Source organism: Bradyrhizobium sp. th-b2 (genome assembly GCF_000426785.1).
GTDB classification, from domain to species: Bacteria; Pseudomonadota; Alphaproteobacteria; order Rhizobiales; family Xanthobacteraceae; genus Bradyrhizobium; species Bradyrhizobium septentrionale.
Genome location: NZ_AUGA01000021.1, coordinates 18,552 through 43,269, shown reverse-complemented (window position 1 = coordinate 43,269; position 24,718 = coordinate 18,552). Strand labels below are relative to the sequence as shown.

Below are 24,718 nucleotides of genomic sequence, written 5' to 3'. Positions count from 1 at the left end.
AACCGTAACGGCCAGGCAGGAACTAACTAATAAGCCGACCGTTAGAGAACGACCCGGGAGCGCGATGGCGCCTGTCCGGGTGATCATGCGCAAACGATGAGTTCGTTGCGCGATGACTGATGTCGTCGCGCCGAGATGAACCGCGCCCGTAGCGCGGGGGGAGCTACCAAAATGCCTGTGGCGCGTTATTTCCTGTACATGGGTGGTGTGCTGCTTGCGCTGCTCTTCGTCGTCAACCTCGTGGTGCCGCAAGAGGCCGTGGTCACCAGCCAGGGCCTGTCGTCGCCCGGTGTCGACAAGACCATGGTGCGCATCAAGTCGACCCAGAAATTGCCGGAGCGGGTGGTGTACGACACCAGCGTGCCGGCCATCGCTCCGTCGCAGGTGAATGTGGTGGCCGCTGCAGCCCCGCCGGCTGACCGCGATGCGTCGGCGCAGTCCCGCGTCCGCAATACGTTCGCCCAGTTCATTCCGCCGGAGAAGGCTGACGCGGGCAAGGGGCCGGTCGTGGCCGAAGCCAAACCGGCCGAGCAGCCGGCGCAGGCCCAGCCGCAAGCACCGAAGAAGCGCAAGGTCGCGCGGTACCACCCCCATCCCCAGCAGCCGATGCGGCTGGCGCAGCCCGGGATGTACCAGCCCTACCGTATCGCGCAGCAGCAGCCGCGCATGGGCTTCTTTGGCGGCTTCGGGACCTGGTAAGCGGGATCTCCCTAGCCCACATCGATACGCCGCCGCGAATGCTCGCGGCGGCATTTTCATGTCCGCGATATCAGGCCGGTCGCCGGGCGCCGATTGCGCAGGTGCCGCGCTACGCGGTTACCGCGGCAGGCGCGGAATCTTGTCGGCAAAACCGTTGTAGCAGGTCAGCCGCTCGTCCTCTTCCTTGACGAAGCGGCATTCGTTGACGCCCTTGGCAGGCGCCGCCTTCGGCTTGGGCTGCGGCTTGAAGATCTCGTCGTAGCAGAGCAGCCGCTCCTTGGTGGCGTCGTCGATGTCCCCGCAGGCCTGGAGCTTCTGCGCGACCGATTGCGGCTTGCCGGGTGCCGCGGGCTTCTCACCCTTCTTGGCAGCCGGCTTCTTGCCGACCTGAACCAGCGGCTTGTCGCCGATCATGGGCTGCTCGGCCGCCGCCGGCTTGTCGGCCGCGGCGGGAGGGGTGGTGCCTTGTGCAAGCGCGGCAGCCGGGCAGAGGAGCGCCAGCGCGAGGATGATATGTCTCATGTCGAAAATGTCCGAAATGGTGTGATGACCGGAAAGGAGGCGCCAGGATCGGAAAAGCCCGGCAAGCGCCGAGGCTTAGCGCAAGTTTTGCTCGAATCCTACCCCAGACGTGGCCCGCCCGGCACCGATCCACCGGCAAAAAGCAGGGCAATTCGCTCGCCCGGCGTCGTGATTTGCCTTTGGCAGGCCGGGCGGCTATGACCACGCCATCTGCGCGACTGGCGCTTGGATGGACTACCATCGGGGAGCGCAGAGACTGAACGCCGCGCGCCTGGGCACCGCTTCGAAACGGAGGTCCCATGACGGCGAATGTTCTCGATGGGCATGCACATGCCCAGATTGTCATCGATCAGGTTGCAAGCGAACTGGACCGGCTGCCCCGCGCACCGGGGCTGGCGGTCGTGCTGGTTGGCTGTGACCCGGCGAGCCAGATCTACGTGCAGAGCAAGGTCAGGATGGCCGAACGGCTCGGCCTGCGCGGCGAGGTCGAACGCCTGCCTGATGACGCCAGCGAGGCCGATCTGCTGGCCAGGATCGAGGCGCTCAACGCGCGCGACGATATCGACGGCATCCTCGTCCAGCTGCCTCTGCCGGCCCATGTCGACGCCTTGCGCGTGATGGCGGCGGTCGATCCCGCCAAGGACGTCGACGGCCTGCATGCCCTCAACGCAGGCCGGCTGTTTCACGGCGACGATGCGCTGGTGCCATGCACGCCGCTCGGCTGTCTCCGCCTGATCAAATCGATCCGGCCTGATCTCACCGGTGCGCATGCCGTGGTGATCGGCAGCTCCAACATCGTCGGCAAGCCGATGGCCGCGCTGCTGCTGCAGGAGCAGGCCACCGTGACGCAGACCCACATCCACACCCGCGGCATCAGCAAGATCTGCCGACAGGCCGATATCCTGGTCAGTGCGGTGGGGAAGGCCGGCCTCGTGCGCGGCGACTGGATCAAGCCGCAGGCCATCGTCATCGACGTCGGCACCACGCGCGTCGAGAAGCCGGACGGCGGCTACACGGTGCGCGGCGATGTCTCCTTCGACGAGGCGGTGCAAATCGCCGGCGCGATCACGCCGGTGCCGCGCGGCGTCGGCCCGATGACGATCGCCTGCCTGATGGAGAACACCGTGAAGGCCGCCAAGGCGAGGGCGGCACGGCTGCAATAGCGCGGCATGCGCATTGCGCGAGCGGCCGATGCCGCTCGCGTCACGTCTTCGCGCCCGGCGTCGCGTGCGCGAAGTTCATGACGTCAGAGGTCATGGAAAGCCCGCAGCGATCGTCTATCGTTGTGCCTCGCGGAGGTGCGCGATGCTGTATGCGGAAGATCTCACCGAAGGCCACACGTTCCAGCTCGGCAGCTATACGATCGGCGAGGCCGAGATCGTTGCCTTCGCCGGCAAGTATGACCCCGTGCCGATCCACACCGATCCCGCTGCGGCTGCGGCGGGTCCGTTCGGCGGCTTGATCGCAAGCGGCTTCAACACCATTGCGATCTATCAGCGCCTCGTCGTCGAGGCGATCTGGAGCAAGGTGGCAGGGATCGTCGGGCGGAGCCTGGAGATTCGATTGCCCAGTCCGGTCCGCCCGGGAGCCACGCTGACCGGCCAGTCGCAGATCCAGAGGATCACCATCAGGCCGGAGCGGCGCGACGCTGTCGTGATCTTCAGGACGGAGTTGACCAACGACGAGCAGCGCCCTGTCCTCGTCGTCGTGCTCGATGCTCTGATTCACATGCGGCCGGTCGCGAAGGAGCGGGCGTAGCGTCCGAGTTGATCGCCGATCGGGGGCCGTAGCCGGGATCATCGGGCTTGAAGCGGTGTTGCTCGGAAGTACCTTGCATTACATGGTACCTTGCTATATATAGCACCCAACACCCGCAGGAGTTCGATGGCGGAATCGACGATCCAGGTTCAGCTCAAGAAGGGAGCGCTCGAGATGTGCGTGCTGGCGCTGCTGGCCCGTGGCGAAAGCTATGCCTATGAGATCGCGAGCACGCTCGCTTCACGCATCGGCATGGGTGAGGGCACGATCTACCCCCTGATGCGCCGCATGCAGGATGACGGGCTGGTCGATACGCGCCTCGTCGAGTCGAGCAGCGGTCCGCCGAGGAAATACTACCGGCTGACGCCGGCGGGACGCGCGGCACTCACCGCCCAGAAGCGCGAATGGCAGGCCTTCACGGACGCGGTCGATCAGCTGCTCGGAGAGCGCAAATGAACCGGGCCGTCTTCCTGCGACGTCTCTCCGACGGATTGGCCGGCCTTCCGGCGCGCGAGGCCGAGGACATCCTCGACGATTACAGCGCCTATTTCGACGAGGGCCTTGCGGCGGGACGCAGCGAAGAGGACGTCGCGGTCGCGCTCGGCGATCCCTCGCGGCTGGCGCGTGAGCTGCGCACCGAGACCGGCCTGCGGCGCTGGGAGGATGACCACAGCCTGCGCAATTCAGCTTCAGCGCTGCTGGCGCTCGGCGGGCTTGCCGCGGTCGACATTTTCTTCCTGCTGCCGCTGCTGTTCGCGGCGCTGCTCACCGTGCTGATCCTCGGCCTCGTGATGTTCGTGCTCGGCATCGTTGGGATCGGGCTCCTGGTCAGCGTCTTCAAGCTCGCCGCGGTCGCGTCGATCGCCAAGCTGGTGCTGCGCGCGGTGGCGGGCATCGGCCTGATCTCCGCCAGCGCCGGAATTGCGATGCTGCTGCTGTTCGCCGTCAACGCGGCGATCGGCAAGCTCGGCAGCTATGCGCGCCTGCACTACCGATTGCTCAAACCCGAACAGCACGCCGGCTGACGATGCCGGCATCGGGAGGATGGCGATGATGCACATGCCGCAGAATCTCAATCCAACGATAAAGCTCGATCGCCGCAGCGTCCTGGCCGGGCTTGGCGCGAGCCTGATCGCGCCGCGGGTCGCGTCAGCGCAACCAACGGCCGAGGAGATCGCCCGTCGCCTGACGCAGGCCGAGAGTGCCGGCACGATCAGCGGCCTGCATGCGCTGCTGGTAAGCCGAGGTGGCAGGCTCGTGTTCGAGCATTACGGCAAGGGGGACGATGAGGCGGAAGGCCGCGGGCCGCTCGCCAACGTCGTGTTCGGCCCTGATGTGCCGCACGATTTGCGTTCGGTATCGAAGAGCGTGATCGGTCTTGCCTACGGCATTGCGCTTGCCGCCGGCAAGGTGCCGCCGCCGGAGGCGAAGCTGTACGACCAGTTTCCGCAATATGCCGATCTTGCGCGCCAGGTGGGCCGCGACCGCATCACCATCCATCACGTGCTGTCGATGACGCTCGGCCTCGAATGGGACGAACTCACCGTTCCCTATGGCGACGATCTGCGCAACTCGGAGATCGCGATGGAGGCGGCGCCCGACCGCTTCCGCTTCATCCTGGAGCGGCCGATTGTTGCCGAGCCCGGCACCAAATGGACCTATTGCGGCGGCGCGACCGCGATCCTGGGGCGCTTGATCTCGAACGGCACCAGCGAGGACTTGCTGGCCTATTGCCGCCGCGTGCTGTTCGATCCGTTGGGGTTTGGTCCTGTCGATTGGGCGAAGGGGGTGGGCGACGGCCAGTATCGCGCGGCCTCGGGCCTGCGCCTGTTGCCGCGCGACCTCCTGAAGATCGGCGAGCTCGTGCGCGCCGGCGGCGCGTGGGGCGGCCGGCAGATCGTGCCGCGCGACTGGCTGACGCGCGTGCTCGCGCCGGCGGTCGTGATGGAGAATGGCGGCCGCTACGGCTACCAATGGTATCTCGGCGCGTCCTTCGCAGCAGTATTGCCGCATCCCGAACGCTGGGCCGCCGGCATCGGTTGGGGCGGTCAGCGCCTCTATGTATTCCCCGCGCTCGACCTTGTCGTCGCGCAATGCTGCGGCAACTATGACAAGCCGTCGGCCGAACAGCGGCGCATCAATGATGCCATCATCGATGAGGTGGTGCTGCCCGGCATTTTGGCCGCGCACCCATAACGACGCGGACGTCGGCTTTGGGGTCTAGGCAGACATTTTTGCTCACCCAGAGCATTGCCGGTTTTGACTCACAGCGGAAATTGGATGCTTGGCTAGAAAAAGTCTTCGGTTGGAAAAAGATCGTCGCCTTCAATGCATTTTGAGAGGAAGATCGCAAGCCCTAGATCGCCGGTCCACAACGTGTAGCGGTACTGACCATACTGCTGCTTTGCTGCCTCACACTGGCCTATTGCGTGGGCCGCGAACTGTCGAGCACGATCCAGCCACATCTCTCTTCCGGTGCGCTTGAACAATTTGAGAAACGCAAAGCCGTTTCCAGCCGTGCCGTGACAGATGCAGCTACCTTTTTTCAGCGGGCCAACTTGCCAGATCGTCTCGCCAGCCGCAGTCAAGAGATCGTCAATGGCTGGGCCCGGAAAGGTAGCCATGGTGTTCACAATGCCAGGCGCACCATGACAGTGCTGCATCAGCATTGCGGTGCGGCCCGGTCGATGTTTGCCAACCGATTGCGGCCAATTGATCAACTCCCCCTCGCGCAATGCCGTCGCCCGCAGCGTGCGAGAAATGCAATCCAGCCATTGTTTTTGTTCGTTCTCGGGCAAGAGATGTCGGCCGCGCAACGCAGGAAAGGCATTTCCCGCGAAGCCGTGAACTGCGCCTAGATGTGTCGCCTTATGCCCTTGAAGATTTTGCTCCCAGATCAGGCAATCCGCGCCCTCGCAAGTTTCAAGCCGATCCCACAGAAGCCTGATATCGCGACGAAACCGCGACGCCCAAATGTCATCACCGGTTTCCTCAAACAGCGCGAGTGATAGGGTTGCTGTCCCCGGAGACCCAAACATAAATTCACGCACGGGATTGTCCTTACTATTATCAACAGCGGCTCCCAATTGATCTGCGACGGTGTTCAGCCCCGCCAATCGGCCTGCAACTAGAAGCAGTCCAGCGTCACCGATCAGAAGGCCGTCGGCGCCGTGGCTGCGCCACCGTCCGCCTTCGATCTGGGCGCGGTTGGCCTCCCTTAATTCAGGTATTACTTCCTGAAAATCGGGATGATCGACAATGGCTCCGATACGCCTCAGGTGGTTGAGCGCCCACGCAACACCACCCGCGCCAACATATAAATTATGAAAGCGAGTGCCCGGACGGGCTTCCTCCAGCGGATGTGTTGGCCATAGGTCGCGGCGAGAAAACGTTGCGTCGGCGTCGGCTGCAATGCGTTGAATGTATTCGCGTGAAGTCGCTTCGTTCCAACTTGACCCATTGAGGGCTTCGTGACGCGCGGCCTCGTAGATCATCAGGGAATATCCTTGGATGCTGCGGCCCCTTTCGCACGCTTTAATGCCCGATCATCGTGCTGAACTGGTCATCGCGTCAATGCGACAATGCTTCCGAAGATGGCCTTTTCGGACATGCCGCACTGGCTATCGAAAGTCCGGTGTCGGGGGTGAAGCGGACCTCACGGTTGCGCGTTCCGACTTCCGAGTTTGACCCAAAGCAGACGACCTTGATTTAGATCAACCGGTACAACCCGGTATGCCCTTACTTTGTCTATTCGGCGCCAACTATCACAGCATCAGCGGGGTATCAATGACAAGAAGCGTTCAATTGCTGATCGGGCTGTCGGTATTGTTTGCGGGTTTGTTGTCGTTTGACGCGTATGGCCAAACCCCGGGCGCCTCGTTGATTCCAACAGACGGCGGCGCGAGTGCAGCCCAGCACTTCGACCCGCTTGGAAAGCCACCGTCGAAGTTCACAATCGAACTGCGCAATGGCCAGAAGGCCGAACTTCCGTTCGCGGACAAGCGCGATTTCGACGAAGCGAAGCGAGGGTTCATCGCGGAGCCTCCCTACACGAAGATCATGGCCGACGCTGGCCACGTTGCATGGGATATGGCCAGCTACGGCTGGCTGTTGACCGGCAAGGACTTTGAGAGCATCCATCCGTCGCTGCAACGGCAGGCCGTTTTGAACATGGCCTACGGGTTGTATGAAGTGGTTCCGGGCCGCATCTACCAGGTGCGCGGTTACGACCTCGCCAACATCAGTTTCATCAAAGGCGATACTGGCTGGATTGTCTTCGATCCGCTGACGGCGCAGGAGACCGCACGGGCGGCGCTCGAGTTCATCAACGACAAGCTCGGCAAGCGTCCGGTCGTGGGGGTCGTCTACTCACACTCACACGTCGACCACTTTGGCGGGGTACGCGGAGTCGTCGACGAGGCCGACGCCACCAGTGGAAAGGTGATGTTGATTGCGCCGGAAGGTTTCCTGCAGGAGGCGATCGCCGAGAACGTGCTGGCTGGCAATGCGATGTCGCGGCGCACGCAGTGGCAGTACGCCGTGCTGCTGCAACGCGGACCGCATGGCCATGTCGATCAGGCGATCGGAAAGAACGTGGCCAACGGCAACACCGGGCTGATTGCGCCGAACCGGCTGGTGGGTAAGAACATCGAGGAGATTACGCTCGACGGCGTGAAGATGGTGTTCCAGAACGCGCCGGACACCGAGGCGCCGGTCGAGATGAATACCTACTTCCCGCAATTCAAAGCCCTCTGGACGTCGGAAATCATCACCGGCACCGTCCATAACATCCTACACGCTGCGTGGCGCGCGGGTGCGTAACGCCCTGAACTGGTCGAAGGAGATCAACGAAGCGCTGTACAAATTTGGGCAAGAGGCCGATGTAATGTTCGCGTCACACAGCTGGCCGCGCTGGGGTAACGCGCGTATTCAGGAAGTCCTGCGCGCGCAACGCGATGCCTATGCCAACCTGAATAACCAGGCGCTGCACTACGCTAATCGGGGGGTGACCCTCAACGAGATACACAACGTGTACGAGGTGCCGAAGAGCCTGCGCGACCAATGGGCTGTGCGCAGCTATCACGGTGACGTGCAGAATAACTCACGGGCAGTTATCAACCGGTTCCTCGGGCACTATGACGGCAATCCGGTCAATCTAATCCCCCTATCGCCGAAGGATTCGGCGCCGTTGTATGTGGAGATGATGGGCGGCCCGGCAAAGATCGTCGCGAAGAGCGAGGAATTGCTGGGGCAGGGCAAGTATCTACTTGCGACCGAGATCCTGAACAAGTTGGTCTTCGCCGAGCCGCATAACCAGCAAGCGCGGCGGCTGCTCGCCGATGCGTACGAGCAACTCGGTTACCGGGCGGAGAGTACCAGCGTGCGCAACGGCTTCCTGCAAGGTGCCTTTGAACTGCGCAACGGTCTCCCGGGGGGCGTTCCCCCACGTAGCACAGGACCGGACGTCGTGCGCGCGATGTCCACCGAACAGTGGCTCGACTTCATTGGCATTAGCATGGATCCGAAAAAGGCCGATGGGATTCGGTTTACCATCAACCTCGCCACGCCAGATAACGGCGAGCAGCACGCGATCGAGATGAGCAATGCGACACTCACCAACATCAAGGGCTTCCAGGCGAAGAACCCGGATCTGACAGTTACCGTCGATCGCTCCGATCTCAATCAAGTGATGATGGGTCAAGCGTCCTTCGACGATTTGCTCGCGTCCGGCAAAGCGCGATTCGAGGGCGATCGGAGTGGATTCGACCGGCTGCGCGCCATCCTTGTTCAGTTCACGCCTGACTTCGAGATTCTGCCTGGCACCGCCACGAAGGCATCGACGCTCGGGCCAAAGCCCTTTGAGGTTCGCGATCTCGTCGACTACGACTGAAAACCTGTTGCGCTGGCGCGGCGCTGGAAGGGCTGCTATTGGCCCTTAGCTGACGTTTGCTCGGAATGCCGTAATGTCCGCTGCCGGGAGGGAAGCTGGCCAAGGTCGAGCGAGTGTCGTGGTCGGCTTTTGACCCCAAGCGGACTTCTGTTGATCTAGATCAACATGAGCGGGCGCGACACTCCGTTTTCTTGCGTCGTTGTGGCCGCAGTGCTCTCCATAATCCCGGGTAGATCAGCATCCAGGACGACCCCGATGAGATGTAGATTGATCAGTCTGACGTTTGCTGTCTCGATAGTTCCGATCGTTGCGAATGCGCAGGTAACCATTGATATGGGCAAGATCATATGTAGCCAATATCTCGCTATGCCGCAGTCACAGTCGGATAAATTTTCTGCCTGGATGAGCGGCTGGTTCAGTTATCAGAACAGCAGGACTTTTGTGGATCTTGCCTTGCATCAACAAAATATCGCCAACGTAAAGGCATGGTGCCAATACCATCCAGCGGAAAGCGTTATGTATGGCTTGCAACAATCGGTAGGCAAGAATTGACGGCTCGAGAGTTTGGAGGATCGTTATGAGATGCAGGACTTTTGTCGTTTCTGTGATTTTGATAGGCGCGGCCTCAGCGCCAGCCGCGGCTCAGATCAGGCTGGACATGAACAAGATCACTTGTGGAAATTGGCTAGGATACGGTTCAGCAGATCGGGATTTCGTAAGGTATTTCATGAGCGGTTACTATAACGCGGCCGCAAAAAATAATGTCTTGGACTACGACCGTTTGCAAAAGAATTCGGAAAAGGTTGCGGCCTATTGCAAAAAGCACAAATCCGACACGCTGCCAACCGCCATTCAAAAAAGTGCCAGCTAGATTGTGAACCCCGACGGGCGTCGCCGCCGGAGCCTTAGCCGGCGATATTCCCACGCCTCGACCGAGAGTTGAACGGGCCACGGGAACTGCGCAACCGCCTCCTTATCGTTGCTCGCATAACCGTGCGTCGCTTCAGTACGTCTCCTTTTGGCCCTTTTCGGACGTGCCGCACTGGCTATCGAAAGTCCGGTGTCGGGGGTGAAGCGGACGTCACGGTATAAACCGCAGCATGTCGGCTTCTTGCCCGTCTCGGACTTTGTGCAATGTCCGCTTCCGCGTCGCCGTTGGGGGAGCGGACATCGCGGATTTAGAGTACACGCCCTGGTTCCGCTATGCGCCATAGGGCATTGGCCTGGATGTGTGCGCCGTGAAAAGCAGCAAGCAGAAGCGCGGAGAGATCGACGCCAAGCGGCGCAAGGCCGAGGAATGGCGTCGCCTGCAGGCGCAGCGTGCCGCCGAACAGCGCCGTCTTCGCGACTACAAGATTGCGCTGGCGCGCGGCGAGGTTCCAGTGGTGACGAGCGAGCTGGCGCCGTCGAACAGCTATTCGATCCCCGATTTCGTCGAGCGCGGAACCTATCGACCGGAGCCGTTCGTGTGCAAGGACTGCGGCGTTGCCGAGGTGTGGACTCCGTTGCAGCAGAAATGGTGGTACGAGACCGCCAAGGGCGACGTGTTCACCACGGCCGTGCGTTGTCGGGCCTGCCGCACCAGGGAGCGCGCACGCAAGTCCGCCGCGCGCCGCGTGCATCTCGAAGGACTTGCGAGGAAGAAGCCTTCCGCGCCGTGAAGGGCGCATGCGTGACGTCAAGCCGTGCTTCCCGCATCGATGGACATGGAACCCGCACGCCCGCGGTCAATGCGTCGCGCGTGCGGAACGTTTCGTTGCCTGATCGGTTCGAGACTTCGAAGCCCCCGAACGAGGGGCGTGGGCGGGAAGGAAGCCAGCCAGGGAAACCAACCAAGGAAGCCAGCCAGGGAAACCGGTCAAGGCCGGAACCAACAAGAAGGAGCAGCGGATGAAGCTTAATGCCACGCAAGTCAAGCAGACCATGACGCAACTGAACGCCCAGGTGCTGCCGGAGGATCATCCGGCGGTGGCGCAACTGAACAGCGTGTTCGGCGAGCACACCTTCTTCGTCGATACCAGCGGACTCAAGGTGCTCGAACTGGCGCAGACCTCTGACAAGCCGGGGCAGACGGGCGAGGTCGTGAGTCTCGCCGAGTGGAGCGATCCGGAGCTGACGTCGCTTCGGCCGCACGAGCCGGAGCCGACCGGCGTGCTCATCACGCTCGAACCCAGCAAGCACTGAAGCATTTTCCAGCGAAGTGGGCACCGGTTCGCGTCAAGAAAATGCGACCAAACAAAGGGACCAGAGCAAGATCCGATCAATCGGATCATGCTCTGAGCGCCGCAGCGCGCGGCATCGCGATCGGCCCTCTTGATGGCGATAGCTCGAACGTCACCTCAAGAGGTGCCGAAAGTCACATGGCAAATCAGCGCCGCCTGCGTATGCATTTTGTTTGAGGTGGGTATCCAGGCGGTGAGGGGCAGATGGGGATCGTGCGGCGCTGGAGCTCGGACGAGGACGAGAAGCTCCGCCAGCTCGCCGGGGCCGGCAAGAATGCTCTCGAGATCAGCAACGAACTAACCCGCAGCGCGTCGGCGGTGCGCCGGCGCGCCGAGGTCCTGTCGGTTCTCATCATCGCCAAGGCGTTTCGTGCCCGCCCGTCGCATGTCGCCACCCATCTCGAGCGGGTCGCGATCGACGCGATCAAACATCGCCGGCCGTTTCCCGCGGGGGTCGGCCCGAGCACGCTAGCCGGCATGATCGACAAGGGCTGGATCATCCCGGAGGTGGGGCGGAGATATCGCGTCACCGACGCCGGCCTGGAGGCGGTGCGGCGCAAGATCCCGAGCAGTTAAAGGCGCTGCGTGGCTGCGCGCCCGGCGCGACCCGAATGTGGGTTGGCGGGTTTCCCGTAAATGCACGGGACGCCAGGCGGAATATTTGCGGCCCGAGCGCAAGATTTTGCGCCCGAGACGGAGGCGCTCGCCGTTCAACCATCGGGGGCGCATCAGCTGCGGTCTCCTCTTGCCCTTCCGTCAGAGTTGATGGTGCCGATGCTCAACGTCCCGCAGGCTCAAGCCGACCGATATCAGCGTTTTGCCGATCTCTCCGATTCCGTCGGTGAGGCAGTCGATGCGATCGCCGGACTGAGCGCAGCAGAGCGTACCGACGTGGCATTCCTCGAGCGGGAGTTCATCCCCGCGCTCGGCCTCAACGACGAGCTGCTGCGCGAGCAGCCGCCGGAATTGTCGGCGAGCTTCGGCAAGGGCCTGCACCTCTGGCAGTATCCGAGCCAGCTTGCGCCGTATCTGGCCTGGCTCGCGCGCAACGCGTCCGGCGTCTCATCGTACATGGAGATCGGCTGCCGCTGGGGCGGCATGTTCATCCTGGTTGCGGAGTGGCTCCGGAATAGCGGCGCCGACCTCAAGACCGTGATCGCGGTCGATCCGATCGATCCGACACCGTTCATCACGGCCTATTTCGACCTGCTGCGCGAGCGGGCGGAGATCGAGCCGGTCTATCTTCAGGCCTTCTCCACCGCGCCGGTCGTCAGTGCCTATGTCGATCGGGTGAAGCCGGACTTCGTCTTTATCGACGGCGATCACAGCCTGCGCGGTGCGATGCTGGACCATCTGCTGGTCCGCGCCCACGCCAGGATCATCGTGCATCACGACGTCCACTCCCAGGCCTGTCCGGATACGACGCTGCTCTGGACGGCCCTCAAGGAGTTCGAAGCGCCGATCTTCGATACGTTCGAATTCACCAGCCAATATCCGTCCGTCGACGGTTCATTCCTCGGCATCGGCGCGATGAAGCGGCGGTCAGCGTAGACTACACAGGGCTCACGGTGTTGGCGGCGTCTCGAAGGCGCGCCAGTTGATCACTCGGAGATCGCCGCGCTGATAGGGCTGCGGCACGCGCTGCCGGGTCGGCATCGATAGCTGCCGATGCAGCACCGGAAATTTCTGCGCCAGCGTTCCGTTGGTGGGCGGATCCTGCGTATCGGTCGCGGTTAGGCTCACCAAACGATAGCCCGATCCGAACGCCCGCTCGAATGCGCCGGGCTCGAGCTTCCGGATCGTGTTCGGATCCTCGATATCGCCAAAGGTCACGATCATCGGCGTCCTGTTCGCTTGAAAGCTGCCATCGGCCTGTATCGATTCCGGCAGAAGGCTTTCCGAGATCGGTCTCTCGTCGAGCTGGTTGTTGATGGTGACGAACACATAGCGCCTGCCGCCAAGATCGGCGTAGGGCGCTTCGCCCCGCTCGGAGGTCGCGCCCTTCACCGCGGCCGGGTACCACCATGGTGCATGCGAGTGGACCATCTCGATCACGGATGCGCCGCGTGCCGTGCCGTTCGGTGTCGCCACCTCGATCGAAATCTTCTTGCGGATCGGCTTGGACGTCGACGATCCGCCGAACACCAAGAGATATCCGCCGCCGAGCACGAGTAGCCAGATCACCAGGCGCCGGACCGCCCAGTTGAGCAGGTTCGTCCGCGGCATGCGCTGCTCCGCTCTACCCGGCGCGTTGTGCCGAGGCTGACGCCCCGTTGAGCGCGCGCGGCGCAGCGCCTCGCTCCTCGAGATAGGCGTTGCCCCAGCTCCACAGCGAGTGGATCACGGGTTCGAGCGAACGCCCGCGCGCCGTCAGCGAATACTCGACGCGCGGCGGCACCTCCGGATAGATCTCGCGGTGGATCAGATCAGCGGCTTCCAGCTCGCGAAGCTGCCGCGTGAGCATGCGCTGTGAAATCCGCGACAGCCGCCGCCCGAGTTCGTTGAATCGGATGGTATCGCCGAGCAGGTGATAGAGGATCACGGCCTTCCACTTGCCGTCGATCAGATCGAGCGTCGCCTCGACGGGGCAGCCGGCCGCACAATCATAGCTCTTCGCATCGCGCCCCTTCATGGTTCACTCCCTGATACTACCGGACATTCCTGTGCGTAATTGTCAGCGCCCAACTTAGCGCGCAACGTTGGTCCCGCAAAGCCGAACCTTGCCGATCAAGGCCGGTCCGGCGTGCAACGACACATCAACGGCAACAGGGAGGGGACCCGCGTGAAGCGAGGGATTTTGTTGATCGCCGCGATGACGGCGAACGTATTGCTATCAGTTGCGCGTGCGGACGAGCCGGCGGTCCGTGCCGAGATCGTGGCGCGGTTGCCCGAGTCGGTCGGCAACATCGCCATCACGCCGGACAACCAGCTGATCTTCAGCCATCACCCGTTCTTCAGTCCGGAGATCAGGGTCGCGAAGCTGACGTCGCCGACGACATTCCAGCCGTTTCCGAGCGCAGAGTGGAATACGCCGCGGAAGGGCACCGATCAGTATCTCGACAACGTGCTCGGGCTCCGCTCGGACGAGAATGGCGTGGTCTGGATCATCGACATGGGCTTCCGCACCAACATCACGCCAAAACTGGTAGGATGGAATACGCGCAGCGACCGGCTCGAGCGCATCTATTACATGCCGGATCCCGTCACGCGGACGGGATCGCAGCCGCAGGACATCGTGATCGATCAGAAGCATCGCAAGTTCTACATCGCCGACGAGAATATCGGCCCGGGCGGCGACGGATCGCATGCCGCGATCATCATCATCGACATGGACACCGGGCGCGCCAGGCGCGTGCTTGACGGAGACCGTTCCACGATCCCCGAAGACCTGCCGATCACGGTGGACGGCAAGGATCTCACGGTGTCGGGCAAGGACGGCAAGCCATCGATCATCAAGGTCGGCTGTGACGGGATCACCATGGATGTCAGGTCGGAATGGGTCTACTTCGCGCCGCTCAGCGGCCGCTCGATCTACCGCGTGCGGGTTGCCGATCTCAACGACGAGAAGCTGACGCCACCCGAGCTCAGCGCCAAGGTCGAGCGCTATTCAGACAAGCCGAACAATGGCGGGCTTTCGATCGACTATGCCGGCAATCTTTATCTGACCGCAGTCGAGAGCAAGTCGGTCGGCGTCATCGGCGCCGATCGCAAATATCGCACCTATCTGAGCGATGCGGAGATGGTCTGGCCCGACGGCATCACGGCGTCCGCGGACGGCTACATGTACGTATCGGCGTCGCAGATCTCCGCGGCCGCGATGTTCCACGGCGGCAAGGGCGAGAACAAGGCTCCGTATCTGATCTATCGCTTCAAGCCGCTCGCGGCCGGCTACGTGTCGCGATGAGTGCGGGCGCAGCGCATTGACGACGACGCCCGGCCTGTTTTGCAGGCCGGGCGACAGTTGCAATCACGAACTCGCCGGCTGGTCGCGCAGATTAAGCTTGCTCTTGTCGCCGCCGGCCCAGGCCAGTGTCTTCGGGTCCATCACCCGGAACCAGAGCGGCGGGATCGCCGCCAGTCCGAACATGCCGGTGTAGCCGTTCGGCAGCCGCGGAATGTCGTCGAAATCGCGCAGCGACTGGTAGGGGCGCATCGGGTTGGCGTGGTGATCGGAATGACGTTGCAGATGGAACGTCATCAGGTTCGAGACGATGTGGTTGGTGTTCCAGGAGTGGCGCGGCTCGACCGCCTGGTAGCGGCCGTTCGGCAGTTTTTCGCGCAGCAGCCCGTAATGCTCGACATAGTTGGCCTGGGTCAGCGCATACCAGCCGAGGAAATGATGCGCGACGATGAAGGGGGCGACCTTCCAGCCGAACAGCGCGATCAATATAGCCGCGACCACGAATGTCAGCGCAAAACCCTGCAGGATCTCGTTGTTGACAGACCAGACCGGTTCGCCGCGCCTGGTCAGCCGCTCGGCCTCATTGCGCCAGCCGCGCTTGAAGGCGCCCGGCAATTCGCGCAGCGCGAACGCATAGATCGATTCACCGAACCGCGCGCTGGCGGGGTCCTCGGGCGTTGCGACCCAGGTGTGGTGGCCGCGATTGTGCTCGACGCGGAAGTGGGCGTAACCGACCGCACAATTGGCGAGCGTGCCGAACATGATGTTGAGCCGGTCGGATTTGTGGCCGAGCTCGTGCCCGATCAAGAGCGCGCCGCCATTGATGGTGCCGACGCCGAGCAGCAGCGCGACGTAGGACCACCACGGCAGCTCCTGGGTGCCGAAGAAGGCGATCAGGGCGACGTAGTTCACCCAGGGAAACACCACGGTGAAGCGCGCCAGCCGCAGATAATACGGATCGGCCTCCATCGCGGCGACCACCTCCGCCGGCGGATTGTGGGTGTCCTCGCCGAACAGGACGTCGAGCAGCGGGATCAGGATGAAGATGAAGACGAAGGGGATCAGCGTCACCAGCGGATTGTGTGTCCGCAGGAACAGCCAGTAGGACAATAGCGGGATCAGCGGCGGGATGAACGAGAGCATCCACAGATAGCGTTTGCCGTCCCGATAGGTGATGGTTTCGCCAGCGGCATTGGTGCCCGTGAAGATCATCGCATTCCCTCCAGCATCTCGCGTCGCGTCGGCATTCGCCGTTGTTGCATCAAGAATGCCGCGAGGCGGGCCTGCGCCGCCAGTTCACAACAGGCCAAATTTGTGGCATTTTGCGCCAAGCCCATTTCGTCAGACAGCCCGGGGAGGCCGCCGACACCATGCAGGGATCTGACACAGATGCCCTCCGCGCGCCGGTCACCGTGAGCTATGCACGCGCGCTGGTCCGCGCCTTCGGCAAGACGCGCGGCGAGCGCGACGAGCTGCTGAAGGGCACGGGGATCCGGCTCGAGGCGCTCGACCAGCCGGGTGCGCACATGCCGGTGTCGGGGCTGGTGGTGCTGGCCGCCAACATCACCCGCCGGCATGGCGAGCTGTGGCCGTTGTCGGCCGCTGCGGTCTGGTCGACATCGCTGCAGGGAGCGCTCGACGTCGCGACCCGGACGGCACCGACCATCGAGGATGCCTTGATCACCGGCGCGCGCTTCGGATCGACCCGCGCGCCCTTCATCCGCAACCGGCTGCGCCGCACCGCGCGCGCGATCCAGATCGAAATTTCTCCCGCGGTGGCGATGGATGACGCGCTGTGGCACGCCGTGGCGCTCGCCGTCAGCCTCAACGTGCACGCGGTGTACACGCAGCTGCTCGAGGATGCGATCGGCCAGGCGACGCTGCAATTTCCCTGGGCGCCGCCTGCGGACGCCGAGCGGCTCGTGCCGCATTATGCCTGCGCGGTGAAGTTCAACGCGGCCGCCTTCCTGTTCGATGTGCCGAAAGAATTGTGCGCGCGACCGTCGCCGTTTGCCGATCCGGAATTGCACGCCAAGGCGATCGAAGCCTTGGAGACGATCGAGAAGCCGCGCTCGGACAGTGAGGCGCTGACACGGATCGTGGAGAACCTGATTGCGTCGCGCCTGCCGCAGCGGCTCGGCGAGGAGGAAGCTGCGCGCCTCGTCGGCACCTCGCGGCGCACGCTGGTGCGGCGGCTGGCGGAGGGGGGCGGCGCCTTCCGCCCGCTGCTCGACGCCGTGCTGCGCGAGCGCGCGAGGGTGATGCTCGCGGCAGGCACCCAATCCCGCGACGAGATGGCAGCCGCGCTCGGCTACACCGATGCGACGAGTTTCAGCCGGGCGTGCCGGCGCTGGTTTGCGGCGAGGGGCGTGCGGGGCTAGCGGATCATGGCGTGCGGCGCGGTTCGCGTCAGCCCAACACATCTGGTTGGAGGCTGGGCGCCTCGGCCGATGAAGATGGGCAGTATTGTTTCAGCCGTGGCACAATGACGCGGCGGTCGCTGTCACGAGCATTGCCAGGATCATGATCCGGTTTCATACTCTGAAGGCCGGAAAGCGGAGACAGCGATGCTGTTTCGTCTCGCATTTGCTTTTGTAGCGATGGCGGCGCTGCTGGTGGATCCGATTGACGCCGTCGCGCAGGACATGCTGCGCGATGTCGACCTCAACAGTCCCGACATGACGACGTCGGAGATGACGCGCGCCGAGGTCGACACGCTGCTCGAGGCGGCACGTCAACAGCCGGTGAACCGACGCACGGCAGATTTGGAGGGAAAGCGGCTGTCGCACCTCGATCTCTCGGGGCTCGACTTCTCCGGCGGCAATCTTCGCCTCGTCAAACTCAACCGCGCCAGCCTGAAGGGCGCGCGCTTCGACGGGGCCATCCTGAACCAGGCCTGGCTCATCGACGCAGATTTGACCGGCGCATCCCTCGTCAGGGCATCGCTGCTGGGCACCCAGATGCAACGCGCCAGGCTTGGCGGTGCCAATTTGAGCGGCGCACGCATCACCGCCGATCTTTCCGGCGCCAGCATGATCGGGGCCAAACTTGGGGGCGCCGATTTGAGCGCTGATATGCGCAACCAATCGATGGGCATGATGCGCGGCGTGCTCAATTCCGCCGATCTGCGGAATGCGGATCTGAGCGGCGCCAATCTCTCGCGCGCCGATCTCGAATTCGCGAAGCTGCAGAACGCCAATCTGGCCAATTGCAATCTCAGCCGCGCTAACCTCGTGGGAGCCGACTTGTCCGACGCCAATCTCGCCGGCGCCGATTTCACCGAGACCGACCTTGCGTCGGCCCTCCTGCCGGGCGCGGCGGCGCTGGCCGATACCCGCAATCTGGACAAGGCCCGGAACTTGAACCTGGCGCGGCGCCCAAATTAGCAGGCGAATTGCAGTGCCCAGCAACTGGACTTATGCTCTGCGTCGAGAACCACGCTACCGCTCATCGTGCGGCGGGCAGGGCCACGGTGGATGGTTGCATGTCGCACCAGAGGTGACGTCATGACCATTTCTCCCACACTGCACAAATATCTTGCTGCCGAAAACATTGCGTACGACGAAATCCCGCATGTGCTGACGATGTCGTCCACCCATAGCGCCCAGGCATGTCACGTCTCAGGCGATCGCCTGGCCAAGGCGATCGTGTTGCGTCGCGACGGCGGCTACATGCTCGCCGTGCTGCCGGCCTCACATCACCTCAGGCTTGAGGACCTGAGGGCGAGATTCGGCGACGATATCGCCATGGCCGCTGAAAGCGAGATCGATCGTCTGTTCGCGGACTGCGCGCACGGGGCGGTTCCCGCCGCCGGCATCTGTTACGGGCTTGACGTTATCGTCGATGACAGCATCGAGATGCAGCCCGACGTCTACATTGAAGCCGGCGATCATGAGACGCTGCTGCATCTCGGTCGTGCGCAATTCGCACGCCTGACCGCCAACGCTCTGCGCGGCCGCATCAGCGCGCACGACTGATGCGGTGGATGGCGCGACCATCTGTCGGCGCGCCCTGATCAAGGCGCGGCCCACATGCGGTCACGCCCGATCTGCTGTATAGTTGCAAGCGAGGGGGCTGCTGCCTTGCAAGGGAGGTCCTCCATGAAGGTCAAGGACGTGATGCACAAGGGCGTCGATTGGGTGAGCCCCGATACCCCGATCACCGAAATCGCAAGATTGATGCAAGGGCACGACGTCGGCTGTATTCCGATTGGAAAGGACGATCGTCTGATCGGGATGGTGACGGATCGCGATATCGTCTGCAAAGGTGTTGCGAGCAAGGACTTCAACTCTATGCGCGCCACCGCGCGCGATGTGATGACCGAGGGCGTCCACTGCTGCCGGGAAGATGACGATCTGGCAAAGGCGGTGCATCACATGGAGACCCTGAAGGTCCGCAGGCTGCCCGTCATCAACAAGAGCAAGCGGATGGTCGGCATGATCAGCTTGGGCGACGTCGGCCACTTCGCCGGTGCCGATCTCGTGTCCCAGTGCATGAAGAGCGTGTCGGCTCATCATTGAGGCGAGGCCGGTCTGCCGGAAACGACCGGCAGATCGGCCGGCACCGTGGTCGCACGACAGAACGTCACGATGAATTTAGAGCTTGCTCAATACTTCCGGTTGCTGCGGGAGACGCCGATCCCTGTTGCACCGACGCATCAACCGTCGAGCGATACATTCGTGCCGATGGAATTTCTTTTGACTGATCGCGGACGGCCCGTTTTGCTGTGCCCATTATGTTTGACGCAGCGATTTCCATACTTTTCATTGTGAGTGTTGGCATCCTCCTCGCTCACGCGATCGATGCCTTCAGATCGTGACATCAGCAGCGTGCTGCGTGAGTAAGCGGACTATCACAAGCCGGGAGGTATCACGGCGCGGTGTCTATCGAGAGGGCGCGCTGGCGGTGCTGCGATCAGCCGAGCAGCTTGTGACCGGCTTCCCGTTTGAGGCCTGTCCCTCGAGGCAGGGTGTTTCAAGAAAAGACGCCGCCGGTTTCAAAAATACACGCCCGGCGGCGTTTCCTTCCTGAACTGGGACACTGAAATCCCCAGCATGGTCTCCATTGCACCGCCCATGCCAAAGCGGTTCAGGCTGGTGGGACCTGACGGCAGGTCGTGAGGACGAACCCGGCCTTGCTGCATTGCCACTCACTGCCGAGCGCAGCGCTCGAAACGGGGTGAGGAGCAGCCATCGCCAGCAGCATGACAGCCGCACCGGCCAGCAGACTTACGACCACCAGCATGCGTACTTTGTGGGTCCACATCGTCGTCGCTCCCTTGGGTCAGTGGGCCAGAAGCTTTGTGTCGGACTGCGTTGCAATCGCGTGCTTTCTGTCGGTCGCTCTCTGTTGGCGAGCGAGACCGAGATTCTGGATGTACTGCCTTATCCAGAGACCCAGGTCGGCGGAACGCCTGATCTGTGCGGTACGCAAAACCTGGTCGAGATCCTGGAATTTGATGCCGTTGTCTTGCTGCATGGCTTTACCCCGGAAATGTTCAGGTGATGAAAACACCGGGGATGCTGAGCGCCGTTTGTTTCGGGCTCGCTTCGAGGGCCAGGAAATGATGTTTCGTTCACGCGGAGGTTATTAGGCGGGGTGGGCGGGGGGCCCGAGGCACTCGCGCCCGTGGTTCACAGGCGCTCGGAGAGCCGGCAAGATATTGATAAGATGAGTATTTATATTGTCATCGTCGCGAACCGCCCATTCTGGGGGCGACACCCATCCTCCCGTGGCCCCGATGGCGATAAGCGAAAAGCCCGCTGCCGTATGTCGAGTCCAATGTCGGACCAGTTGCATAGGCGAGCGCGGCTCGGTCGCGCTCGAACCTCAATCGCTCTTTCTCTGCCTCGATTTGCCGCATCTCGATCGCGCGCTGTTTATCAAGCTGCGTTCTTCTTTCAAAGGCGCGTTCATTTCGTGCGCGCAGATCGGCGTCGTCGAGGACCTCACCGCCAGGCCCGTAGATGTGCTCGATGTCTCCCGTGATGACCCGCACCTGCTGAGCTCGCGATGGCGACGTTACAGCCAGACAGGTAGCGATGAAGATTGCTGCTCGGAACACGCTAAATCTCCCAAGCGTGGTGGTGTGCGAACCTGATGTAAGTCCCGACTTGGCGTCGTTTCAACATGACAGCATTCACAACGCCTCACGTTCGCGTTCAGCGAGCGGAAGCAGGCTCGTGACGAGCATCGTTGCCGTGACTTGAGCCGTTCACAACCGCCGGGTGGGACTTGAATATGCTGGCGTCCACCGGAGGCCGGAAATGAGGTCTTTGCTGCGGCTACGCAGCTTTGTTGACGCTCGCGATCACGGTCCGCATATCGGTCGCCAGGTCGCGATAGCGCGCACCCAACCGCAGATATAGTTCGCGACTGCTCCCATCCTGCACACGGCTAGCGATCATTTCGCATTCGGCGGCAAGAACCTCAAATCGTTCCAGCTTTGCATGGAGAGCAGACATGGGGCGCGTCCCTGACTGATACCGAGGGACTTGCGACGCTACTCCTCTGATTGCGTCTGATTAAGCATTATTATCGGGTAGAACTAAAATTCTTACCGCGCCGCCATTTCGGTCATTGTCGCTGTCGCTCTTCCGGGCACTGCTGACGAAAGGGGGTGCATGGCGGGGGGGTCATGGAAATGGTTTCATGCCTGCGCCGAGTTCTCTTTCTGAGAGACGCCTTTCAAGGGTGGCAATGGTTCCCTTGAGATTATCGTACCGCTCGTTCAGCGACCTTGCCAAAATCGAATACCTTCTGTCCGATCGGTCGGAAATCCCAGCGCGCACTTCCTCGGCCGTGATGTCGTCCTGGATCGTCTGACAGGCGAGGACCAGATCGGCCAATATTTTGCTGATCGTCAACTCTCGTGGAGTGCTTTCGCGGGCTGTCTCAAAACGAGGATGCATGTTCATCTTGGTGCTCCGAATGTTTGAGTTCGGCACACCGAGAATGGTTGGCGCCGAACTATTCACGCATGCGTCGCAAGTTGCTTGCCAGTGTCGGGCCCGTAAGAGCACGGTAGGAGCGGTCGCACGCGGGCTCGGCGCCGGCGGCGAGCTCGCTCCGGATTTTTACGGTGGAGGACACTGCCCCGGCAGATCTATTCTCGGCGCCACGTTGGAATGCAAGCGCCTAGCGTGGCGCGCTTGTAGTCTCGAGCTGCAGTCTGATCTCCAGCTGTCTCGGCAAACCTGACCGCGGCCTCCAGGTCTTGAGCCGCAGACGCGCTATCACAGAACAGGCTGCGAATTTCAGCCCGGTATCGATATGTCCTGTAGTTCATCGGGTTGTACTGAAGCGCCAGGTTGTAATTGTTCTGCTCGTCGGTGGCACCTCGGCGCGCTTCATCGGACTGACTGTTGAAGTTGGCCAGGCGATTGAGCGCCTGGAGTGTCCCGAGCTCCGTGTAACGTAGGGACATTGCGCCAAAGGTTGCTGGGAGCGCTTCGCCCGACGAAGGGAGTTGCTTCACCGGGGCAAGCGCGCGTTCAATTTCAATCTTCTTGTATTTGATGGCGTTGCTGTAGTCCCGCAGGCTTTGGAACGCGCTCGATATTTCGCCATTGATCGGAGCGACATAGGCGGCCGAGAGTCGTCGATCCCCGAGCAAGTCGAGGCATGCGCGTATCTTTGCCTGAGGAGGCAAGACATCGCGACACTCCTTGTCAACCACACGCCACTCGTCCCATGCATGCGCCGTCGGCCGCGTCTGCGCAGCAGAAGGCAGCATAATAACCAGTGCAAAGAAGATCGCTGATTTGCGACCGCGACTTAGGCCATCCATTTTATCTCCTCGCCGTTAGCCCGATCTCGACCCGCCGCCGGATAGAATCGAAGCGGGTAGGAGCGTCGTCCAGGGGGTTATCGCCGCGCTCACCGGGCGCAGCCCAGAGGACATCGAGCGCATCTTGCAGGCGCACGATCTCGGCGGCAAATTCGAGTTGGCAGAGCAGGCTGTTGTGGAGCTTGAGCAGCAGGTTAGCGAAACGTGAATTGCAAGCCGGTCTGCAAACCGGCAATACCGTTCCGGTCTGTCTCAAGCCAATTGATGGACTTTATTGGCGCGCTCGGAGAGATTCGAACTCCCGACCCTCGGAATCGAAATCCGATGCTCTATCCAGCTGAGCTACGAGCGCGTTGCGGGTCGATTATCAGACTTGGGCGGTGAGGGCCAGCAGCCCCGCGCGGCCGCCAGGCGGTGCCCGCGCGTCCGGCCGGCCGTGTCCCGCGAAGCCCTCAGAAGCAGGGATGGCGGCGGCGATCCTGGCCGATATAGGCGGCCGAGCTCTGGTAGCACTTGTTGCGCGAGGGGCCGTCGTAATAGGCGAAAGTGCCGGCGGCCGGGCCCGGGCCGTAATTGTGCAGATAGCTGATGTGGTAGGGCAGGCCCCAATGGGCGTGGTGGTAGTGATGCCGGTGGTGGCGCGGGTGGGCCGAGGCCGCCGGGGTGAGGGGCAGGATGGCCAGGGAAACAGTCACAGTGAGGGCGGCGAAAAGCTTGGTCTTGGTCATGGGCTGCCTCCGGGCATTCACGCTGGAATCGGCATTTCGGGCCGATCCGAAGCCCATTTAACCCGGAATCGGGCGAAAAGCTGCGGGAAATCAGTCACAGCGCGCCAAATTTTGCCTTTTTGCGGATGCTTAACGGATTGCCAACACAGTCCGGCCAGAGTCTTGCGGTCAGGTCCGCCCGGATCTGGCATTCCCTCGGTCTCGAACGTTCCATGCGCATCACGCTCCTTGCCGCCTTGCTGCTCCCGGTTCTGGCTGCGACGCCCGCGCGGGCCGTGCTGCACATCACGCGCGACCACGGCGGCTATGTCGAGGAGTACAAGGCCAAGTACAAGCAGGTCCGCGACCGCCGCGAGCGCGTCGTGATCGACGGCATCTGCAACTCGGCCTGCACGCTGGTGTTCGGCATCGTGCCGCTGAACAAGATCTGCGTCACGCCGAAGGCCAGCATCGGCTTCCACCAGGCCTATTACGACAAGGCCTTCACCTTCGGCATCAAGGTCACCAGCCTCGACGGCACCTCCGACCTGATGTCCTACTACCCCGACACGGTGAAGAACTGGATCCGCCGCAATGGCGGGCTCACCACCGAGATGAAGAAGATCAAGAACGGGGTCGATCTCTGGAACATCGTCGATCCCTGTCCGGACGAGTGGTAGGTGCGGGCGCGCCAGCGCTCCGAACCATCCTCTTCGGGTTTGCGCTTGAGGTCTTCGGCCTGACGTCGCCGTCCGACACCCGTCAAAACTGACGCCTTCGACTTGCCGGGCACGGCCGCAGCGATGCTGCCGTTCGCTCATGATCCGTTCATCCGCATGATGCGATTGTGCTCCACCAGCGAGCCCGACCGCCGGAGCGGCTGGGCCTCGGCTCGTACGCACAGGAGGTTGTGATGGCAACCAGATCCAATCTTTCGAAGGCTGAACTCGCGCGCAGCGTTGCCGGCGCCGCGTCGGCGCTGGTGCTGAGCGGGCTTGTGTTGTTCGTGGCCGCCCATCATCTCAGCGGCGGGTAGGGGCACGCGCCTCAGCTGGCGCCGCATGGTCTCGCGTGACGATGAATTACGAGAGCCAAAACACCCCGATCAACAGACCGGCCGCAAATGCCCAAAGCCCCAGTGTGCAGGCCGAGATGACCCGCACAAAATTCCGCAAGTCGACATCTTGCATTGAATCGCGGGATCGATCGGTCAATTGCAGGCACCCCCCT

At 62.4% G+C, this 24,718-nt stretch carries 33 protein-coding genes, 1 tRNA gene and 1 riboswitch; of the genes, 22 read left to right on the top strand and 12 right to left on the bottom strand.

The genetic code is table 11. The features are described 5' to 3' along the window. Window positions 1-171 precede the first annotated feature (171 nt). Window positions 172-699: a hypothetical protein gene (locus K359_RS0124475; RefSeq protein ID WP_029081697.1), complete on the top strand. Its 528-nt coding sequence runs from the start codon at window positions 172-174 to the stop codon at window positions 697-699. A gap of 117 nt (window positions 700-816) precedes the next feature. On the opposite strand, the gene K359_RS0124470 is transcribed toward K359_RS0124475, so the two are convergent. After that, window positions 817-1,221, bottom strand: a complete 405-nt coding sequence (locus tag K359_RS0124470; protein ID WP_029081696.1) for a hypothetical protein — start codon at window positions 1,219-1,221, stop codon at window positions 817-819. Window positions 1,222-1,425: 204 nt separating this feature from the next. Then, window positions 1,426-1,505, top strand: a riboswitch (ZMP/ZTP riboswitch). Window positions 1,506-1,520: 15 nt separating this feature from the next. Between K359_RS0124470 and K359_RS0124465 the strand changes: the two genes are divergently transcribed. The 5 genes from K359_RS0124465 to K359_RS0124445 all read left to right on the top strand — a co-directional run bounded on the left by K359_RS0124465 (window position 1,521) and on the right by K359_RS0124445 (window position 5,175). Then, the gene (locus tag K359_RS0124465; RefSeq protein WP_029081695.1) at window positions 1,521-2,384 is read left to right on the top strand and encodes a bifunctional 5,10-methylenetetrahydrofolate dehydrogenase/5,10-methenyltetrahydrofolate cyclohydrolase; all 864 of its coding nucleotides are present in this window, start codon (window positions 1,521-1,523) and stop codon (window positions 2,382-2,384) included. A gap of 142 nt (window positions 2,385-2,526) precedes the next feature. Continuing rightward, on the top strand, window positions 2,527-2,979 hold the full coding sequence (locus tag K359_RS0124460; protein WP_029081694.1) for a MaoC/PaaZ C-terminal domain-containing protein: 453 nt from the start codon (window positions 2,527-2,529) through the stop codon (window positions 2,977-2,979). A 126-nt stretch (window positions 2,980-3,105) separates the two neighbouring features. After that, window positions 3,106-3,435: a PadR family transcriptional regulator gene (locus tag K359_RS0124455; RefSeq protein ID WP_029081693.1), complete on the top strand. Its 330-nt coding sequence runs from the start codon at window positions 3,106-3,108 to the stop codon at window positions 3,433-3,435. Continuing rightward, complete coding sequence (locus K359_RS0124450; protein ID WP_029081692.1) at window positions 3,432-4,004, top strand: DUF1700 domain-containing protein; 573 nt, start codon at window positions 3,432-3,434, stop codon at window positions 4,002-4,004. The genes K359_RS0124455 and K359_RS0124450 overlap by 4 nt, the downstream gene beginning before the upstream one ends. Window positions 4,005-4,029: 25 nt before the next feature. Continuing rightward, on the top strand, window positions 4,030-5,175 hold the full coding sequence (locus K359_RS0124445) for a serine hydrolase (RefSeq protein WP_198031176.1): 1,146 nt from the start codon (window positions 4,030-4,032) through the stop codon (window positions 5,173-5,175). 92 nt (window positions 5,176-5,267) lie between these two features. On the opposite strand, the gene K359_RS0124440 is transcribed toward K359_RS0124445, so the two are convergent. Then, a complete protein-coding gene (locus tag K359_RS0124440; protein ID WP_035977002.1) occupies window positions 5,268-6,473 on the bottom strand; it encodes a LanC-like protein in 1,206 nt (401 codons plus the stop codon). A gap of 310 nt (window positions 6,474-6,783) precedes the next feature. Here K359_RS0124440 and K359_RS64575 point away from each other — a divergent pair, with 310 nt between their 5' ends. The 8 genes from K359_RS64575 to K359_RS0124405 all read left to right on the top strand — a co-directional run bounded on the left by K359_RS64575 (window position 6,784) and on the right by K359_RS0124405 (window position 12,642). Beyond that, entirely contained in the window at window positions 6,784-7,800 is a 1,017-nt protein-coding gene (locus K359_RS64575; protein WP_063618948.1) for an MBL fold metallo-hydrolase, read from the top strand. Beyond that, window positions 7,793-8,869, top strand: coding sequence for an alkyl sulfatase dimerization domain-containing protein (locus tag K359_RS64570; protein ID WP_063618947.1), 1,077 nt, complete (start codon window positions 7,793-7,795; stop codon window positions 8,867-8,869). Before K359_RS64575 ends, K359_RS64570 begins: the two co-directional genes overlap by 8 nt. Before the next feature lie 267 nt (window positions 8,870-9,136). Further along, on the top strand, window positions 9,137-9,421 hold the full coding sequence (locus K359_RS64565) for an HdeA/HdeB family chaperone (RefSeq protein WP_223974847.1): 285 nt from the start codon (window positions 9,137-9,139) through the stop codon (window positions 9,419-9,421). Window positions 9,422-9,446: 25 nt separating this feature from the next. Further along, entirely contained in the window at window positions 9,447-9,740 is a 294-nt protein-coding gene (locus K359_RS64560; RefSeq protein ID WP_084518493.1) for an HdeA/HdeB family chaperone, read from the top strand. A 367-nt stretch (window positions 9,741-10,107) separates the two neighbouring features. Then, window positions 10,108-10,530 carry a zinc-ribbon domain containing protein gene (locus tag K359_RS52855; RefSeq protein ID WP_035977001.1) on the top strand — a complete coding sequence of 141 codons (423 nt, stop codon included), beginning with the start codon at window positions 10,108-10,110 and terminating at the stop codon, window positions 10,528-10,530. Between the two features lie 229 nt (window positions 10,531-10,759). After that, on the top strand, window positions 10,760-11,053 hold the full coding sequence (locus K359_RS0124415; RefSeq protein ID WP_029081687.1) for a hypothetical protein: 294 nt from the start codon (window positions 10,760-10,762) through the stop codon (window positions 11,051-11,053). A gap of 242 nt (window positions 11,054-11,295) precedes the next feature. Then, entirely contained in the window at window positions 11,296-11,667 is a 372-nt protein-coding gene (locus K359_RS0124410; RefSeq protein WP_029081686.1) for a hypothetical protein, read from the top strand. A gap of 198 nt (window positions 11,668-11,865) precedes the next feature. Then, window positions 11,866-12,642 carry a hypothetical protein gene (locus K359_RS0124405; RefSeq protein WP_156928645.1) on the top strand — a complete coding sequence of 259 codons (777 nt, stop codon included), beginning with the start codon at window positions 11,866-11,868 and terminating at the stop codon, window positions 12,640-12,642. Window positions 12,643-12,654: 12 nt separating this feature from the next. Here the strand turns inward: K359_RS0124405 and K359_RS0124400 are convergent, their stop codons facing one another. Then, entirely contained in the window at window positions 12,655-13,317 is a 663-nt protein-coding gene (locus K359_RS0124400) for a hypothetical protein (protein ID WP_029081684.1), read from the bottom strand. Window positions 13,318-13,330: 13 nt separating this feature from the next. Beyond that, window positions 13,331-13,723, bottom strand: a complete 393-nt coding sequence (locus K359_RS52850) for a helix-turn-helix domain-containing protein (protein ID WP_035977000.1) — start codon at window positions 13,721-13,723, stop codon at window positions 13,331-13,333. A gap of 150 nt (window positions 13,724-13,873) precedes the next feature. Here K359_RS52850 and K359_RS0124390 point away from each other — a divergent pair, with 150 nt between their 5' ends. Further along, window positions 13,874-14,995 carry an L-dopachrome tautomerase-related protein gene (locus K359_RS0124390; protein WP_051346343.1) on the top strand — a complete coding sequence of 374 codons (1,122 nt, stop codon included), beginning with the start codon at window positions 13,874-13,876 and terminating at the stop codon, window positions 14,993-14,995. Between the two features lie 63 nt (window positions 14,996-15,058). Here the strand turns inward: K359_RS0124390 and K359_RS0124385 are convergent, their stop codons facing one another. Then, window positions 15,059-16,204 (bottom strand): alkane 1-monooxygenase, encoded by a 1,146-nt coding sequence (locus tag K359_RS0124385; RefSeq protein WP_029081682.1) that lies wholly within the window; start codon window positions 16,202-16,204, stop codon window positions 15,059-15,061. A 158-nt stretch (window positions 16,205-16,362) separates the two neighbouring features. Between K359_RS0124385 and K359_RS0124380 the strand changes: the two genes are divergently transcribed. The 4 genes from K359_RS0124380 to K359_RS0124365 all read left to right on the top strand — a co-directional run bounded on the left by K359_RS0124380 (window position 16,363) and on the right by K359_RS0124365 (window position 19,512). Further along, window positions 16,363-17,373, top strand: a complete 1,011-nt coding sequence (locus K359_RS0124380) for an AraC family transcriptional regulator (RefSeq protein ID WP_029081681.1) — start codon at window positions 16,363-16,365, stop codon at window positions 17,371-17,373. A 186-nt stretch (window positions 17,374-17,559) separates the two neighbouring features. Then, window positions 17,560-18,378 (top strand): pentapeptide repeat-containing protein, encoded by an 819-nt coding sequence (locus tag K359_RS0124375; protein ID WP_029081680.1) that lies wholly within the window; start codon window positions 17,560-17,562, stop codon window positions 18,376-18,378. 120 nt (window positions 18,379-18,498) lie between these two features. After that, the gene (locus K359_RS0124370) at window positions 18,499-18,969 is read left to right on the top strand and encodes an aminoacyl-tRNA deacylase (RefSeq protein WP_029081679.1); all 471 of its coding nucleotides are present in this window, start codon (window positions 18,499-18,501) and stop codon (window positions 18,967-18,969) included. A 123-nt stretch (window positions 18,970-19,092) separates the two neighbouring features. After that, window positions 19,093-19,512 (top strand): CBS domain-containing protein, encoded by a 420-nt coding sequence (locus tag K359_RS0124365; RefSeq protein WP_029081678.1) that lies wholly within the window; start codon window positions 19,093-19,095, stop codon window positions 19,510-19,512. 568 nt (window positions 19,513-20,080) lie between these two features. Here the strand turns inward: K359_RS0124365 and K359_RS63375 are convergent. Continuing rightward, window positions 20,081-20,257, bottom strand: coding sequence for a hypothetical protein (locus K359_RS63375; protein WP_165124029.1), 177 nt, complete (start codon window positions 20,255-20,257; stop codon window positions 20,081-20,083). An 84-nt stretch (window positions 20,258-20,341) separates the two neighbouring features. Here K359_RS63375 and K359_RS61485 point away from each other — a divergent pair, with 84 nt between their 5' ends. Beyond that, a complete protein-coding gene (locus tag K359_RS61485) occupies window positions 20,342-20,497 on the top strand; it encodes a hypothetical protein (protein ID WP_156928644.1) in 156 nt (51 codons plus the stop codon). Between the two features lie 181 nt (window positions 20,498-20,678). Here the strand turns inward: K359_RS61485 and K359_RS0124350 are convergent, their stop codons facing one another. The 6 genes from K359_RS0124350 to K359_RS0124320 form a co-directional block, all read right to left on the bottom strand. After that, complete coding sequence (locus K359_RS0124350) at window positions 20,679-21,056, bottom strand: hypothetical protein (RefSeq protein ID WP_156928643.1); 378 nt, start codon at window positions 21,054-21,056, stop codon at window positions 20,679-20,681. A 220-nt stretch (window positions 21,057-21,276) separates the two neighbouring features. Beyond that, window positions 21,277-21,456 carry a hypothetical protein gene (locus K359_RS0124345; RefSeq protein ID WP_029081675.1) on the bottom strand — a complete coding sequence of 60 codons (180 nt, stop codon included), beginning with the start codon at window positions 21,454-21,456 and terminating at the stop codon, window positions 21,277-21,279. A gap of 171 nt (window positions 21,457-21,627) precedes the next feature. Beyond that, window positions 21,628-21,909, bottom strand: a complete 282-nt coding sequence (locus tag K359_RS0124340; protein WP_029081674.1) for a hypothetical protein — start codon at window positions 21,907-21,909, stop codon at window positions 21,628-21,630. A 188-nt stretch (window positions 21,910-22,097) separates the two neighbouring features. Then, a complete protein-coding gene (locus tag K359_RS0124335; RefSeq protein WP_029081673.1) occupies window positions 22,098-22,781 on the bottom strand; it encodes a hypothetical protein in 684 nt (227 codons plus the stop codon). 275 nt (window positions 22,782-23,056) lie between these two features. Further along, window positions 23,057-23,133, bottom strand: a tRNA-Arg gene (locus K359_RS0124325). A 100-nt stretch (window positions 23,134-23,233) separates the two neighbouring features. Then, window positions 23,234-23,509, bottom strand: coding sequence for a hypothetical protein (locus K359_RS0124320; protein WP_029081671.1), 276 nt, complete (start codon window positions 23,507-23,509; stop codon window positions 23,234-23,236). 212 nt (window positions 23,510-23,721) lie between these two features. Between K359_RS0124320 and K359_RS0124315 the strand changes: the two genes are divergently transcribed. Both K359_RS0124315 and K359_RS65845 read left to right on the top strand, forming a co-directional pair. After that, a complete protein-coding gene (locus K359_RS0124315; protein ID WP_029081670.1) occupies window positions 23,722-24,168 on the top strand; it encodes a hypothetical protein in 447 nt (148 codons plus the stop codon). Window positions 24,169-24,401: 233 nt separating this feature from the next. After that, a complete protein-coding gene (locus K359_RS65845; RefSeq protein ID WP_256375172.1) occupies window positions 24,402-24,524 on the top strand; it encodes a hypothetical protein in 123 nt (40 codons plus the stop codon). Window positions 24,525-24,718: the final 194 nt, after the last annotated feature.